Origin of the sequence: Methylobacterium sp. FF17, assembly GCF_025813715.1 — a bacterium.
GTDB classification, from domain to species: domain Bacteria; phylum Pseudomonadota; class Alphaproteobacteria; order Rhizobiales; family Beijerinckiaceae; genus Methylobacterium; species Methylobacterium flocculans.
The window spans coordinates 3,295,778-3,310,106 of sequence record NZ_CP107532.1; the positions used below are offsets into that span (position 1 = coordinate 3,295,778).

12 protein-coding genes are annotated in these 14,329 nt (G+C 65.7%); 5 read left to right on the plus strand and 7 right to left on the minus strand.

Features of this window, described 5'->3' with window-relative positions; all coding sequences use genetic code 11:
• Positions 1-49: 49 nt before the first annotated feature.
• The 5 genes from paoC to OF380_RS15465 form a co-directional block, all read right to left on the minus strand.
• A complete protein-coding gene (paoC, locus tag OF380_RS15445) occupies positions 50-2,269 on the minus strand; it encodes an aldehyde oxidoreductase molybdenum-binding subunit PaoC (protein WP_264045419.1) in 2,220 nt (739 codons plus the stop codon).
• Positions 2,270-2,272: 3 nt separating this feature from the next.
• Positions 2,273-3,223, minus strand: coding sequence for an FAD binding domain-containing protein (locus tag OF380_RS15450; protein ID WP_264045421.1), 951 nt, complete (start codon positions 3,221-3,223; stop codon positions 2,273-2,275).
• On the minus strand, positions 3,220-3,855 hold the full coding sequence (paoA, locus tag OF380_RS15455; RefSeq protein WP_264045423.1) for an aldehyde dehydrogenase iron-sulfur subunit PaoA: 636 nt from the start codon (positions 3,853-3,855) through the stop codon (positions 3,220-3,222). The genes OF380_RS15450 and paoA overlap by 4 nt, the downstream gene beginning before the upstream one ends.
• A 471-nt stretch (positions 3,856-4,326) precedes the next feature.
• Positions 4,327-4,941: a PAS domain-containing protein gene (locus OF380_RS15460; protein ID WP_264045425.1), complete on the minus strand. Its 615-nt coding sequence runs from the start codon at positions 4,939-4,941 to the stop codon at positions 4,327-4,329.
• 799 nt (positions 4,942-5,740) lie between these two features.
• Positions 5,741-7,075 carry an MFS transporter gene (locus OF380_RS15465; RefSeq protein ID WP_264045452.1) on the minus strand — a complete coding sequence of 445 codons (1,335 nt, stop codon included), beginning with the start codon at positions 7,073-7,075 and terminating at the stop codon, positions 5,741-5,743.
• A gap of 357 nt (positions 7,076-7,432) precedes the next feature.
• Here OF380_RS15465 and cyoA point away from each other — a divergent pair, with 357 nt between their 5' ends.
• From cyoA to OF380_RS15490, 5 genes are read left to right on the plus strand one after another with little or no spacing between them, the layout of a single operon-like run.
• Positions 7,433-8,635 carry a ubiquinol oxidase subunit II gene (gene cyoA / locus OF380_RS15470; RefSeq protein WP_264045454.1) on the plus strand — a complete coding sequence of 401 codons (1,203 nt, stop codon included), beginning with the start codon at positions 7,433-7,435 and terminating at the stop codon, positions 8,633-8,635.
• A 60-nt stretch (positions 8,636-8,695) separates the two neighbouring features.
• Entirely contained in the window at positions 8,696-10,699 is a 2,004-nt protein-coding gene (cyoB, locus tag OF380_RS15475) for a cytochrome o ubiquinol oxidase subunit I (protein WP_264045455.1), read from the plus strand.
• A gap of 28 nt (positions 10,700-10,727) precedes the next feature.
• Complete coding sequence (cyoC, locus tag OF380_RS15480; RefSeq protein ID WP_264051349.1) at positions 10,728-11,354, plus strand: cytochrome o ubiquinol oxidase subunit III; 627 nt, start codon at positions 10,728-10,730, stop codon at positions 11,352-11,354.
• Positions 11,351-11,758: a cytochrome o ubiquinol oxidase subunit IV gene (gene cyoD / locus OF380_RS15485; protein ID WP_264045457.1), complete on the plus strand. Its 408-nt coding sequence runs from the start codon at positions 11,351-11,353 to the stop codon at positions 11,756-11,758. The genes cyoC and cyoD overlap by 4 nt, the downstream gene beginning before the upstream one ends.
• Positions 11,758-12,513 carry an SURF1 family protein gene (locus tag OF380_RS15490; RefSeq protein WP_264045459.1) on the plus strand — a complete coding sequence of 252 codons (756 nt, stop codon included), beginning with the start codon at positions 11,758-11,760 and terminating at the stop codon, positions 12,511-12,513. Before cyoD ends, OF380_RS15490 begins: the two co-directional genes overlap by 1 nt.
• Positions 12,514-12,543: 30 nt before the next feature.
• Here the strand turns inward: OF380_RS15490 and OF380_RS15495 are convergent, their stop codons facing one another.
• Both OF380_RS15495 and OF380_RS15500 read right to left on the minus strand, forming a co-directional pair.
• A complete protein-coding gene (locus OF380_RS15495) occupies positions 12,544-13,170 on the minus strand; it encodes an alpha/beta hydrolase (protein WP_404810465.1) in 627 nt (208 codons plus the stop codon).
• Between the two features lie 67 nt (positions 13,171-13,237).
• Positions 13,238-14,167: a ring-cleaving dioxygenase gene (locus OF380_RS15500; RefSeq protein ID WP_264045461.1), complete on the minus strand. Its 930-nt coding sequence runs from the start codon at positions 14,165-14,167 to the stop codon at positions 13,238-13,240.
• Between the last annotated feature and the right edge of the window lie 162 nt (positions 14,168-14,329).

Here is a 14,329-nt window from a genome sequence, read left to right on the forward strand (position 1 = left end):
TGAGGAACCCCCGCCGGGTCGAACCCGGCGAGGGGCATGGGTCCGCGATTCAGGCCGCGTCCGGCATACGGTCCAGGAGCTTGTCGAGGGTGATCGGGTAGTCGCGGACCCGTACGCCCGTGGCGTTGTAGACCGCGTTCGCCACAGCCGCGCCGACACCGCACAGACCGAGTTCGCCGACTCCCTTAGCCTTCATCGGCGAGGACATGGGATCGACCTCGTCCAGGAAGATGACCTCCTGGTGCGGGATGTCGGCATGCACCGGCACCTCGTAGCCCGCCAGATCGTGGTTGACGAAGAAGCCGCGCTTCGTATCGACCGCGAGTTCCTCCATCAGGGCCGCGCCGACGCCCATGGTCATCGCGCCGATCACCTGGCTGCGCGCCGATTTCGGGTTGAGGATGCGGCCGGCGGCACAGACCGCCAGCATGCGCCGGACCCGGACCTCGGCGGTCTGCACATCGACACCGACTTCGACGAAATGCCCGGCGAAGGTCGATTGCTGGGCCTTCTTCGAGAGGTCTCCGTACTCGATGGTGTCCTCGGCGACGAGCTCGCCGGCCTTAGCGGCGTCGCCGAGTGAGGCACTGCGGTTGCCCGCACGAACCATACCGTCCGTGAAGACCGTATCGGCGGAGTTGAAGCCCAGACGCTGCGCCACGTTCTCCCGCAGCTTGACGCAGGCCGCGTAGACGCCGGACGTCGCGTTGTTGGCGCCCCATTGCCCGCCCGAACCCGCCGAGGCGGGGAAGTCCGAATCGCCGAGGCGGACCACGACCCGATCCAGCGGAAGCCCCATCATCTCGGCTGCCGTCTGCGCGATGATGGTGTAGCTGCCCGTGCCGATATCGGTCATGTCGGTTTCGACGGTGACGATGCCGTCCGCGCCGAGGCGCACCCGGGCTGCCGATTTCGTCAGGAGATTGTTGCGGAACCCGGCGGCCATGCCCATTCCGACAAACCATTGCCGATCACGGACCTGCGCCGGTTTCGGGTTCCGCTTCGCCCAGCCGAACGTCTCCGCGCCGAGCTTGAGGCAGCCAACGAGGTCGCGTTGGGAGAACCGCCGTTCGGGATGCCCCGGATCGACCTGGGTGTCGTTGCGGATGCGAAACGCCACCGGGTCCTGCCCCAGCGCCTCGGCCATCTCGTCCATCGCCATCTCCAGCGCCATCATGCCGGGTGCCTCGCCGGGCGCGCGCATGGCGTTGCCCTCGGGCAAGTCGAGATGGGCGAGCTTCATGGCGGTCAGCCGGTTCGCACCGGCATAGATGAGCTTGGTCTGGTCGACCGCCGTCTCGGGCCGGCCTTCGGGCAGGTTTCCGGAGGTGCTCTCATGCGCGATCGCCGTGATGGTGCCGTCCTTGGTGGCGCCGATGCGGATGCGCTGGATGGTCGCCGGCCGATGCGTGGTGTTGTTGGCGATGAGCGGACGGGTGAGCGCCACCTTCACCGGGCGCTTGGCCGCCTTCGCCGCCAGGGCAGCGACGATCGCGTCGGAGCGCACGAACAACTTGCCGCCGAAGCCGCCGCCCACGTAGGGCGAGTCGAGACGGACGTTCTCTGCCGGCAATCCAAGGATCTTGGCGACGCTGCCCTTGCCCCAGGCGATCATCTGGTTTGAGGTCCAGAGGGTGAGCTTGTCGCCGTTCCACGCCGCGATGGTGGCGTGCGGCTCCATCATCGCATGGGTTTCATCCGGAGTCGTATAGGTCTCGTCGAGCTTGACAGCCGCCGCCGCGAAGGCGCCCTCGAAATCACCCGCCCGCTCCTCGCCGCCGCTGCTGCTGCCTTCGCCGCTATCGCCAGGAACCGGTGGCGCGCCTTTGGCTTCCGCCGCGAGATCGAAGCGTCCGGCTGTCGGCGCGTAGTCGACACGGACGAGGAAAGCCGCCGCCCGGGCCTGCTCGAAGGTTTCCGCCACCACGACGGCGATCGCCTGATGGTAGTGCTGGATTTCGTCGCCGCCGAAGAGGTTCGCGGTGTTCATCTTGCCGAGGCCCTGCTTCGGCAGATCGAGGGTGGTCACGATCGCGACGACGCCGGGCGCGCGCCGGGCTTCGGCGCTGTGGATCGCCCGGATGCGCCCCTTGGCGATCCCGGCGCCGAGAACGTAGCCATAGGCCGCGTTCGGCGCGATGTCGTGGCGCTCATAGGCATAGGGCGCCGTGCCGGTGGTCTTGGCCGGCCCGTCGATGCGGTCGGTCGGCTTCCCCACGACCTTGAGCTGGTCGATGGGGTTCTGGGCCGCGGGCGTGTCGAACTTCATGGCTCAGGCCCTCGCTTCGATGAGCGCCGCCCCGAGGGTGCGCTCGGCCAGCTTCAGCTTGTAGGCATTGTCGTGAGTCGGTTTGGCACCCGCCAGCATCCGCTCCGTCACCGCCTTTGCTCCGCGGGGCAGATCGGCCTCCGCCGCCTCCACCCGCCATGGCTTGTGCGCGACGGCGCCGATCGCGACCCGGCCGGTGCCGTCCGGCTGCACCACGGCCGCCACCGAGACCAGGGCATAGGCGTAGGAGGCACGGTCACGGACCTTGCGGTAGATGTGCTTGCCACCGAGCGGCTTCGGCAGGGTCACGGCGGTGATGAGCTCGCCGATCTTCAGCGTGGTATCCACCTCGGGCCTGTCGCCCGGCAGGCGGTGAAATTCGGCCATCGGGATCGACCGCTGCGTGCCAGCCGCATTCACGGTCTCGACCGTGGCGTCGAGCACGCGCATGGCCACCGCCATGTCGCCGGGATGGGTGGCGATGCAGGCCTCGCTCGCCCCGATCACCGCGAGTTGCCGGCTGACCCCGTCGAGGGCCGAACAACCCGAGCCCGGCTGACGCTTGTTGCAGGCTTGGGCGGTGTCATAGAAATACGGGCAGCGGGTGCGCTGGAGCAGGTTGCCGGCGGTGGTCGCCTTGTTGCGCAACTGGCCCGAGGCCCCAGCCAGAAGCGCCCGGCTGAGCACCCCGTAATCCTTGCGGACCCGGGCATCGGCGGCCAGATCCGTGTTGCGCACCAGCGCACCGACGCGCAGCCCACCCTCCGGTGTCGCCTCGATTCGATCCAGTCCCAGACCGTTTACGTCCACGAGATGGGTCGGCGTCTCGATCTGCAGCTTCATCAGGTCGAGAAGGTTGGTGCCGCCGGCGATGAACTTGGCGTTCGGTGTCCGGGCGACGGCTGCAGCGGCCTCGGCGGGTGTCCCAGGGCGCTCGTAGGTGAAGGACTTCATGCCTGCCTCCCGGCGACCTCGGTCATCGCCTCGACGATGTTGGAATAGGCGCCGCACCGGCAGATGTTGCCGCTCATGCGCTCCCGGATCTCGGCCTCGGTGGCCTCGTAGGTTCCGTTGAGATCGGCACTGACGTGGCTGGGAATACCCGCCTTGATCTCGGCCAGCACCGCGACGCCCGAGCAGATCTGACCGGGGGTACAGTAGCCGCACTGGTAACCGTCATGCTTGATGAAGGCCGCCTGCATCGGATGCAGGTTGTCGGGTTGGCCGAGCCCCTCGATGGTGGTGATCTCGCTGCCCTGATGCATCACCGCGAGCGTCAGGCAGGCGTTGATGCGCCGCCCATCGACGATCATCGTGCAGGCGCCGCACTGGCCGTGATCGCAGCCTTTCTTCGAGCCGGTCAGGTGCAAGTGTTCGCGGGCGGCATCGAGCAAGCTGGTGCGGATGTCGAGTTCAAGGTCGCGACGCTCGCCGTTCACGGTGAGCGACACCTTCGCCGAGACGGGCTGATCCGTCCCGGCATTCTCCGCGTGGCTCACGCCGGGGATGGCCGAGAAGGCCGCACAGGCGGCCGTCCCCGCCATCAGGTCGCGTCGGCTCAAGTCATAGTCTCCGGGATTGGGCATTCTGTTCTCCGAACCCGCTGCGCCGCGGCGACAGCGACATCCTCTCGGGCGGGTCATCCCACGTCGCGAAAGTCCCGCTCTCGTGGATCAACGCAAGGCTTCGCTTTCAGGGTTCGCCTTTCGGCATCATCGATCGAGGGAGAAACGCAGCAAACCCGCACTGGGATACATCCCGGTGACCGATAGTCGCGCCACGAGAACGGAGGCGCCGCGCAGGTCGAGCACCTCAAGACGCCGAGCTGGGGAAACCGCGCCTCGAAGACCGTCGAGCCGCGCCAATCTTGCTGCGCGTCTGCATCGAAAACGCGGCCGGGTTCTGCTCAGACGCGGATGGTCTCAAACCCCGAGCCCTACGTCATAGGTCCGAGGGGTCCAGGGATTCGCTGCAGCGAACGTGGCGACGCTCAAAATAGGAAACGGTCCGCTTCACGCGGATACAGGGCATGCTGTCTCATTGGCACCGAACGCCCCTCAGTTCAGTGGGCTGCGCTGGGGTTTGCTCGCGACCTTGGCCAGCGCCATGCCGAGTTCGATCAGCATCATATCGCTCATGCGCTGCAGGAGGGGCTCCGGCAATTCGTGGATGGTCCTTTGGAATGCGAGGCAGTGCTCTGCGGCGCGCTCCAGAGGGTGCCGCGCCGCTGTCGCGTCCTCCAAATCACCGGACCGTTCTTCCTCGCGCATCCTCGTGACATCGACCAGCACGCCATCGCCATGGATTGGCCGGCCCTCCGCATCATGCGTGATGCGGCCACGGTCGACGATCCAGCGGATAACGCCGTCCGCCGAACAGACGCGGTATTCAAATACCCAGCAACCGCCGGATTGCACGTGACGTTCGAACTGCCGCGTTGTCCGCTCCCGATCCTCGGGGTGAACCCCCGCCAGGAAGACGTCGATCGACGTGCCGGAACGGGCCAGGAGCGGATCCACGTTGAACACCATCGCCACCATGGCATCCGCGCAAGCCCGGTCGTTCTGAACGTCGTATTCCCAACGTCCGATCACATCGGAGGCGTCGATGGCGTCTTGCAGAACGAAGGCCGCGTCCTCGGTTTTGAATGTCTGATGTCGTCCCACCTGCACCTCGGGGCTCGTGGAAACTTTAGGTCCAGAATCGCCTAGGTGCGAAGATTTAACAATTGCTGTCCGGGTGAGATTAAGTGCCACATCGAGATCAGGGTAATTACAGCGAGAACGATATCTCTACGCCGCCCTCAAATTTTCGTGATGTGTACGAAGATGGCTTTCACCGACCAAGATCACCGACGACGAAATCGAGCGTGCTGAAGAGGCACCTGATGGAAATGGGCCCGATTCGAAACGCACCGGATCGGTCACGGTCTATCCGGGCGATGAGATGATCCTACTCGAACGATTGGCTCCGCGGATTGCTGACGTCTCCCGCTGGACCACCGCGCGGATCTCACAGTATCGAGCCCTTGCGAGGCAGCAACGGCACGATTCTTCGGCTCAGCCGCACGCTTGGCATACTAGGGCTGCGTCTGCACCGCTGGTGCCCCGCGACCCCTCGCCTACAACGAAGGAACGCTTTCCTCCCTAAGCGATCCTTCCCGCCCGGCGTGAGCCGCGGCGGGTTTTTGTTTCGAATTGCCCCACCTGTCGCTTTTCCTCAGAAAATTCGCTTTCCGCTCTGGCATACCAGTGCGATGGTGAGGCGTTCCTTCCCAGGAACAGTGACGCGCACCTTCACCCGCCATGGCCCAGCCGTGGCGGGTTTTTCTTTGTGCCGACCGGACGTCGACCGAAATGGCGAGTTCGGGCGGATAGGTCATCAAGAAGCCCCGGGCGCCTGTCGGGCACCCGGGGATCTTGAGGTCAGTCCGAATTTGCGCTGGCCCACATCGGGCCAGCGCTCCACGGCTCAGAGCCGCGCGGTCTCGCGCCGATTGAATCCGAGGGCACAAAGCGTCGCGACGGCGCCGGAGAGGAGGTAGACCCCCACCCACGAGAGACCGAATCGGCTCGACACACTGAGCGCGACGAGAGGTGCGAAACCCGCGCCGATCAGCCATGCGAGGTCCGAGGTCAGCGCCGCGCCGGTGTAGCGATAGCGCGAGCCGAGATTGGCGGTCACCGCCCCCGAGGTCTGGCCGTACGAAAGCCCGAGAAGCGCGAATCCACCCAGCACGTAGATCGTCTGCCCCAACTCGCTGTCGCCGAACACGATCGGCGCGATGATGCTGGCGATCGCGAACAACAGGATGAGGGCGGCGGCCACGCCCACCTGGGTGCGACGGCCGATGCGATCGGCCATCAGCCCGGACAGCACGATCGTGCCGGATGCCAGGAAGGCGCCGGCGCATTGCACGAGCAGGAACTCACCCGCATTGCGGCTCGTGAACAGGTGGATCCAGCTGATCGGAAACACCGTGACGAGGTGGAACAGCGCGAAGCTCGCGAGCGGCACGACCGCGCCGATGACGATCAATCGCCCGTGGGAGCGGAGCACCTCGAAAACCGGCGTCGGCTCGAGCTCCTGCATCTGCAGCATGCGCGAGAACTCCTCGGTCGCCACGAGCCGCAGCCGTGCGAAAAGGGCGACCACGTTGATCGCGAAGGCGACGAAGAACGGGTAGCGCCACCCCCAGTCCAGGAAGTCCTCGGTGGAGAGGTTGCCGAGGAAGAAGGCGAACAGCGCACTGGCGAGCATGAAGCCGACCGGCGCCCCGAGCTGCGGGATCATCGCGTACCAGCCGCGCTGTTTCTCGGGCGCGTTCAGGGCGAGGAGCGAGGCCAGGCCGTCCCAGGCGCCGCCGAGTGCGATGCCCTGACCGATTCGGAACACCGCGAGAAGCCAGATCGAGGCGGCGCCGAGGTGCTGATAGTTCGGCAGGAAGCTGATCGCCATCGTCGATCCCCCGAGCAGGAAGAGGGCGATCGTCAGCTTGACGCCGCGTCCGTGCCTCCGGTCGATCTCCATGAAGACGACCGACCCGATCGGGCGGGCGACGAACGCCAGGGCGAAGATCGCGAAGGCATAGATCGTCCCGGTCAGGGGGTCGGCAAAGGGGAAGAACACGCCCGGGAAGATCAGGACGGAGGCGATGCCGTAGACGAAGAAGTCGAAATACTCGGCGGCGCGACCGATGACGACACCGATGGCGATCTCGCCCGGCGCAACCCTGTGATCGCTGGAGGCCTCGTGTGCGTCGCGCTCCAGCGACGTCGAGGATGGCACTGCGTATTCTGCGCTCATCGGGGAAACCGTACTCGCTTCATCCGTTCCGGATCGAATCAGACGCGGCGTAGCCCGCGCGCTGCTTTCTTAGATCCTAGGGACTGTCCATGCCGTGGGTTCCGGCTGCGGCAAAGGGCAGCGCGGCTGAGCCCGAGGCCATTCACCTATCAGATCGGGACCACTCTAGCCTACAGGGAAAAGAAACCCCTACCGTATCCAGAAGCCGCCCGGCTATGATCCTAGCGCTGATCAGACACGTCGTATTTCACTTGTCAATTTGGTGCGATGCAGCGCAGTGAGACGCGGCGCTTCCCACCCCGAGCGATCGGGGCCTGACGGGGGGCGGCCTCACCGACGATTGCGCCAGACGAGTCCATGCCCGTCAAAATCCTTCGTACGCTCGTGCTCCTTCCGCTGTTCGGCCTGCTCTCGGGCTGCAACATGGTCCTGATGCAGCCCTCCGGCGACATCGCCACGCGGCAGCGCGATCTGATTCTGGCCTCCACCGGCCTGATGCTGCTCATCATCATCCCGGTCATCGCGTTCACCCTGCTGTTCGCGTGGCGCTACCGCGTCTCTAACAAGGAGGCCGAGTACGACCCGGACTGGCACCACTCGACGCAGCTCGAGGTGCTGATCTGGTCGGCGCCGCTGGTCATCATCATCGCGCTCGGCGCGCTGACGTGGATCAGCACGCACACCCTCGATCCCTACCGGCCCCTGAGCCGTCTCGACGCCGAGCGTCCGCTGCCGGCCGGGGTGAAGCCCCTGACGGTCGAGGTCGTCGCACTCGATTGGAAATGGCTGTTCTTCTACCCAGATCAGGGCATCGCCACCGTCAACGAACTGGCGGCACCGGTCGATGTGCCGATCTCCTTCAAGATCACCTCCGCCACCGTGATGAATTCATTTTTCATTCCTGCGCTCGCCGGGCAGATCTACGCCATGGCCGGCATGGAGACGAAGCTTCACGCGGTGATCAACAAGGCCGGTGTTTATGAGGGTCTATCGGCCAACTACAGCGGCTCCGGATTCTCGCGGATGAACTTCAAGTTCCACGGTCTCGACCAGGCCGGGTTCGACAATTGGGTCGCCAAGGTGAAGGCCGAGGGTAAGCCCCTCAGCCGGCAATCCTACCTCGACCTGGAGAAGCCGAGCGAGCGCGAGCCCGTCCGGTACTTCTCCTCGGTGGAGAACGGCCTCTACAGCGCAGTGCTCAACATGTGCGCCGTCCCCGGCAAGATGTGCATGAACGAGATGATGCACATCGACGCCATGGGAGGCGCTGGCAAGGAGAGCCACGCCAACCGCGCGCGGCTCGAATACGACAACCGCTACGCCGAGCAGGGCGTGGAGGCACCGGCCGCCACCGTCGGAGGCTCGGGACGCGAATCGCACAGCCCGGAGCAGCCGGAAGGCATGAAGCCCAAGTCCACTGCTCCCGAGGTGAAGCCCGGTTCGGCGCCCGAGCATTCGGCTCACGACCATGGCGGCCACCAGGGTCACGGCGGACCCGCCGGCGACAACAAGGATTCCAAGGGGTCCGACTCGGTCGCACCCGGCCAACTCAATCGATAGCGCGGACGCCTCGGACGCCCGCCACTCCCATTCGGCACTCTTCTCTCACGAGCAGGTCCCATGTTCTCCAATCCGGATCTCCAGAAGCTCCTGTTCGGGCGTTTGACGCTCGACGCCGTGCCGCTTCATGAGCCGATCCTCCTCATCACCTTCGCGATGGTCGGCCTCGGCGGCGTCGCGGTGCTCGGCGCGCTCACGTATTTCCGGCTCTGGGGAACCCTCTGGCGCGACTGGTTCACCTCCGTCGATCATAAGAAGATCGGCATCATGTACATCGTGCTCGCCCTGGTCATGCTGCTGCGCGGCTTTGCCGACGCGCTGATGATGCGCGCGCAGCAGGCGATGGCCTTCGGGCCGAACGAGGGCTACCTGCCGCCGCACCACTACGACCAGATCTTCACCGCCCACGGCGTGATCATGATCTTCTTCGTGGCGATGCCGCTGGTCACGGGCCTGATGAACTTCGTCGTTCCGCTGCAGATCGGCGCGCGCGACGTCGCCTTTCCGTTTCTCAACAACTTCAGCTTCTGGATGACGGTGTCCGGCGCCGTGACGGTGATGGCTTCGCTGTTCGTTGGTGAGTTCGCCCGCACCGGCTGGCTCGCCTATCCGCCGCTCTCGGGACCCGCCATGAGCCCCGGCGTCGGGGTGGACTACTACATCTGGGCGCTGCAGATCGCCGGCATCGGGACGTTGCTCTCGGGCATCAATCTCATCGCCACCATCGTGAAGATGCGCGCGCCCGGCATGACCATGATGAAGATGCCCGTCTTCACCTGGACGGCGCTCTGCACCAACATCCTCATCGTCGCCGCCTTCCCGATCCTTACGGCCGTTCTCGCGCTGCTGTCGCTCGACCGCTACGTCGGCACGCACTTCTTCTCGAACGACCTCGGCGGCAACCCGATGATGTACGTGAACCTCATCTGGATCTGGGGTCACCCGGAGGTCTACATCCTCATCCTGCCGGCGTTCGGCGTGTTCTCCGAGATCGTCTCGACCTTCTCGAGCAAGCGCCTCTTCGGTTACGCCTCGATGGTCTACGCGACCGTCGTCATCACGATCCTGTCCTACCTCGTGTGGCTGCACCACTTCTTCACGATGGGCTCGGGCGCCAGCGTGAACTCGTTCTTCGGCATCACGACGATGATCATCTCGATCCCGACGGGCGCCAAGATCTTCAACTGGCTGTTCACCATGTACAAGGGCCGCATCCGCTTCGACGTGCCCATGCTCTGGACCGTCGGCTTCATGGTGACCTTCGTCATCGGCGGCATGACCGGCGTGCTGCTCGCGGTGCCCCCGGCCGACTTCGTGCTGCACAACTCGCTGTTCCTCATCGCCCACTTCCACAACGTGATCATCGGCGGCGTGCTGTTCGGTATGCTGGCGGGTATCACCTACTGGTTCCCGAAGGCGTTCGGCTTCAAGCTCGACGAGTTCTGGGGCAAGGTGTCGTTCTGGTTCTGGCTCACCGGCTTCTGGTTCGCCTTCGCGCCGCTCTACGTGCTCGGCCTGATGGGCGTCACCCGCCGCGTCCAGCACTTCGACGATCCGTCGCTCCAGATCTGGTTCGTGATCGCGGCCTTCGGTGCCTTCCTCATCCTGCTCGGCATCGCCTCCTTCGGCGTCACCCTGCTCGTCAGCTTCCTGAAGCGCGACCAGCTGCGGGACACCACCGGCGATCCGTGGGGCGGCCGCACCCTTGAGTGGGCGACCTCCTCGCCGCCGCCGGACTACAACTTCGCCTTCACGCCCGTGATCCACGATCACGACGCGTGGTGGGACATGAAGAAGCGCGGCTACGCCCGTCCGCTGACCGGCTTCAAGCCGATCCACATGCCGAAGAACACCGCCACGGGCCTGATCCTCGGCGTCCTGAGCATCGTCTTCTCGTTCGCGATGATCTGGTACATCTGGTGGCTCGCAGCCTTCAGCTTCCTGGTCATCGCGGTGGTCACCATCGGCCACACCTTCAACTACAACCGCGACTTCTACATCCCGGCCGACGAGGTCATCCGGACGGAAGGCCAGCGGACAGCCCTGATGGCGGAGCGCGTCTAAGACCATGGCATCCCACTCCTCCGCCGCCATGAACCTGTCGACCGGCAAGGAGCCGGTCGACTCCGCGGCCTTCTACGACGCCGCCGGCGAGCATCACCCGGAAGGGAGCACGATGCTCGGCTTCTGGCTGTACCTGATGAGCGACTGCCTCATCTTCGCGGCGCTGTTCGCCACCTACGCAGTGGTGGGACGCAACTACGCGGCGGGGCCCTCGCCGAAGGATCTCTTCGACCTGCCGCTGGTGGCGCTCAACACCTCCATGCTGCTGTTCTCCTCCATCACCTACGGCTTCGCGATGCTGGAGATGGAGAAGGGCTACCTGGCACGCTGCCAACTCTGGCTCGCGGTCACCGGACTGTTCGGCATCGCCTTCGTGGGCCTCGAACTCTACGAGTTCCAGCACCTCATCCACGAGGGTGCGACCCCGCAGCGGAGCGCCTTCCTCTCCGCCTTCTTCACCCTGGTCGGTACCCACGGCCTGCACGTGACACTGGGTATCGTCTGGCTGGTGATCCTGATGGTCCAAGTGCACCGGCGCGGCCTCGTGCCCGAGAACAAGCGCCGGCTCCTCTGCCTCAGCATGTTCTGGCACTTCCTGGACGTGATCTGGATCGGCGTGTTCACCTTCGTGTACCTGATGGGAGTCCTGCAATGAGCGCCGCGTCGAAGGCAGCCTACGGGCAGGACGCCCACGGGCACGCGGGCCATGGCCACGCTGACGGGCATGGCGACCACGGCCAGACCCACGGTTCGTTCAAGGGCTACATGACCGGCTTCGTGCTGTCGGTCATCCTGACGGCGATCCCCTTCATCCTGGTGATGGGCAACGTGCTGGGGAACGACCGGCTCACCGGCATCGTCATCATGGGCTTCGCCGTGGTGCAGATCGTGGTTCATATGATTTACTTCCTGCACATGAACACGAAGTCCGAGAGCGGTTGGACCTTCCTGGCCCTGATCTTCACCCTGACCCTGGTGATCATCACCCTGACGGGTTCGCTCTGGGTGATGTACCACCTCAACACCAACATGATGCCGATGCACATGCATACGCGCTGATGCGAGCGTCCGGCCCGGGGCGATGGCGCTCCGGGTCCATCCTCCTGCTTCTCTGCTGTGTCGGGCTCATCCTGGTCGCCGCCCTGACGGCCCTCGGAACCTGGCAGATCCAGCGTCGGGCCTGGAAGCACGACCTCATCGCCCGGGTCGATGCCCGCATCCACAGCGATCCGGTCAAGGCACCCGGACCGGCGCTCTGGGATAGGCTGACCGCCGACGCGGACGCCTACCGGCGGGTTCGGGCGACGGGGCTCCTGCGCCATAATCAGGAAACACTGGTTCAGGCTGTGACCGAACTCGGAGCCGGGTTCTGGGTCATGACCCCGCTGGAGCGTGCGGACGGCACCACGATCCTCGTCAATCGCGGCTTCGTTCCTCCCGACCGGCGTGATCCGGCCACACGGGCCGAAGCGCGGGACGAGAGCCCCGTGACGATCACGGGGCTCCTCCGCTTGAGCGAACCCGGCGGCGGCTTCCTGCGCACGAACGATGCCGGTGCCGGGCGCTGGTACTCGCGGGACGTGGCAGCGATCGCGCAGGCGCGCGGGCTGTCCCGCGTCGCGCCCTACTTCATCGATGCCGAAGCCCAGCCCGATGCCGCTTCCTCGCCGGTGGGTGGCCTCACCATCGTGGCCTTCCCCGACCATCACCTCGTCTACGCCATCACCTGGTATGTTCTCGCCCTCATGGTCGCGGGCGCTGTTGCCTACACGGTGATCGATGCCCGCCGGACCCAACGGAGACCAAAGCCGTAGATCCCGGAGGGTACCGAGGGCAACGAGCGGTCACGCCGGGAAATGGCGAGCGATCCAGCCTGCGGACCGCTCCACATCCGCTTGCGTGAGGCCGTGTCCGGCCGGCAGGGTTTCGTGGGCAACATGGCCCCCATGGCCCCGCAACCGTTCCGCCAGCGCGCCGGCATTCGCGGCCGGCACGATCGGGTCTGCGAGGCCCGAGAGCATCAGCACAGGGCGCCCGCCGAGGTCCACGGGAGACGTCGCGGTCAGCGGCAGCATCGGCCGCAGCAGCACCGCGCCGGACAGGGCCTCGGGCTGCAGCAGCAGCAGGGCGGCGGCGATGTTGGCGCCGTTGGAGAAACCGACCGCCACGGGTGCGGCGAGGCCGTAGGCGGCCCGCGCATCCGAGACGAAGTCGGCGAGCTCCCCGGCGCGACGCCGGACATCCTCCTCGTCGAAGACGCCCTCGGCCAGGCGCCGGAAGAACCGGGGCATGCCGTTCTCCAGCACGGGCCCCCGCGGAGAGAGGAGGGCTGCCCCGGGAGCGAGGGCCTCCCCGAGGGGCAGGAGGTCGGTCTCGTTACCTCCGGTGCCGTGGAGCAGCAGGAGCGGCGCCCGCTCGGGCATGCCACCGGGCACGAAGCGGTGAAGGAAGCCAAGGGATGGAGCGTTCATGGCAATCTCGCGGTAGGGAGGGCCCGCCCCCGGAGGGGCGGGCGAAGACATCTCTTGCGACCTCACGTCAGGCGATCTGAGGCAGCTGCGCCTCGATCCGGGACCGGTGCGGTTCGAGGAAGCTCGGCAGTTTGAGCGCCTCGCCCAAGGATACTGCGGGCTCGTCCACGGTGAAGCCGGGCACGTCGGTCGCGATCTCGAACAGCACCCCGCCGGGCTCACGGAAGTAGACCGAGCGGAAATACTGCCGGTCGCGCTGCTCGGTGACGGCGAGCCCATGCGTTCCGGTCAGCTTCGCCACCATCTCGGCCTGCGCTGCATCGTCCGCCGCCCGAAATGCGATATGATGCACCGAGCCGGCGCCCTGCCGACCGGGCAGGAACTCGCCCACCGCCCGCAGGGTCACGGAGCCGCCGGCCTTCGCACCGCTGGTCAGGCGGACCATCACGCCCTCGCGTCCGGTCTCGCGGAAGCCGAGCACATCCGCGAGGATCGCCGCCGTGGGACCGGCCTCGACCACGAGCAGCGTGACGCCGTGGAAGCCCCGGATCGCATGCTCGACCGGAACCCGGCCGCCAACCCAGGCGAACGCTTCATCCACAGTCTCGACGCCCACGAGGGCCAGCATCATCCCATCCGGGTCCCGGAAGCGCAGGGTCGGTTCGCCGAAGGCCTGCACCGGGGATTCATGAGGCACGCCTTTTTCGACGAACCGATGGGTCCACCAGCCGATGGAGGCACGTGGCACCCGGAACGCGGTCTCCTGCGTCTCCCCGATCCCGACCCGGCCCGGAGCTGCGTGCGCGATCGGGAAGAAGGTCAGGATGGTGCCCGGTTGGCCGGTCTCATCACCATAATAGAGGTGATAGGTACCCGGGTCGTCGAAATTGACGGTTCTCTTTACGAACCGCAATCCGAGAACGTCGGTGTAGAAATCGAGATTGCGCGCGACGGGGCCGGAGAAGGCGGTCACGTGGTGGATGCCGTATTGGGACATGGGAGGCACTCCTGAAGAGCGGCAGTGCGTCGTCCCGACGGTGCCGCGATGGAGTGAAGATGCGTCCCCATCCCTCGCTTGAAAATGGAAACGATGGAAACTCATCGTTTCACATATACAGGCCTCAATCTTTCAGACCCAAGGCGGTGAATGTGGCCTGTG

Coding starts and splice junctions, on each gene's coding strand:
- paoC (WP_264045419.1), bottom strand. CDS start 2,269: ATGAAGTTCGACACGCCCGCGGCCCAGAACCCCATCGACCAGCTCAAG.
- OF380_RS15450 (WP_264045421.1), bottom strand. CDS start 3,223: ATGAAGTCCTTCACCTACGAGCGCCCTGGGACACCCGCCGAGGCCGCT.
- paoA (WP_264045423.1), bottom strand. CDS start 3,855: ATGCCCAATCCCGGAGACTATGACTTGAGCCGACGCGACCTGATGGCG.
- OF380_RS15465 (WP_264045452.1), bottom strand. CDS start 7,075: ATGAGCGCAGAATACGCAGTGCCATCCTCGACGTCGCTGGAGCGCGAC.
- cyoA (WP_264045454.1), top strand. CDS start 7,433: ATGCCCGTCAAAATCCTTCGTACGCTCGTGCTCCTTCCGCTGTTCGGC.
- cyoB (WP_264045455.1), top strand. CDS start 8,696: ATGTTCTCCAATCCGGATCTCCAGAAGCTCCTGTTCGGGCGTTTGACG.
- cyoC (WP_264051349.1), top strand. CDS start 10,728: ATGAACCTGTCGACCGGCAAGGAGCCGGTCGACTCCGCGGCCTTCTAC.
- cyoD (WP_264045457.1), top strand. CDS start 11,351: ATGAGCGCCGCGTCGAAGGCAGCCTACGGGCAGGACGCCCACGGGCAC.
- OF380_RS15490 (WP_264045459.1), top strand. CDS start 11,758: ATGCGAGCGTCCGGCCCGGGGCGATGGCGCTCCGGGTCCATCCTCCTG.
- OF380_RS15495 (WP_404810465.1), bottom strand. CDS start 13,170: ATGAACGCTCCATCCCTTGGCTTCCTTCACCGCTTCGTGCCCGGTGGC.
- OF380_RS15500 (WP_264045461.1), bottom strand. CDS start 14,167: ATGTCCCAATACGGCATCCACCACGTGACCGCCTTCTCCGGCCCCGTC.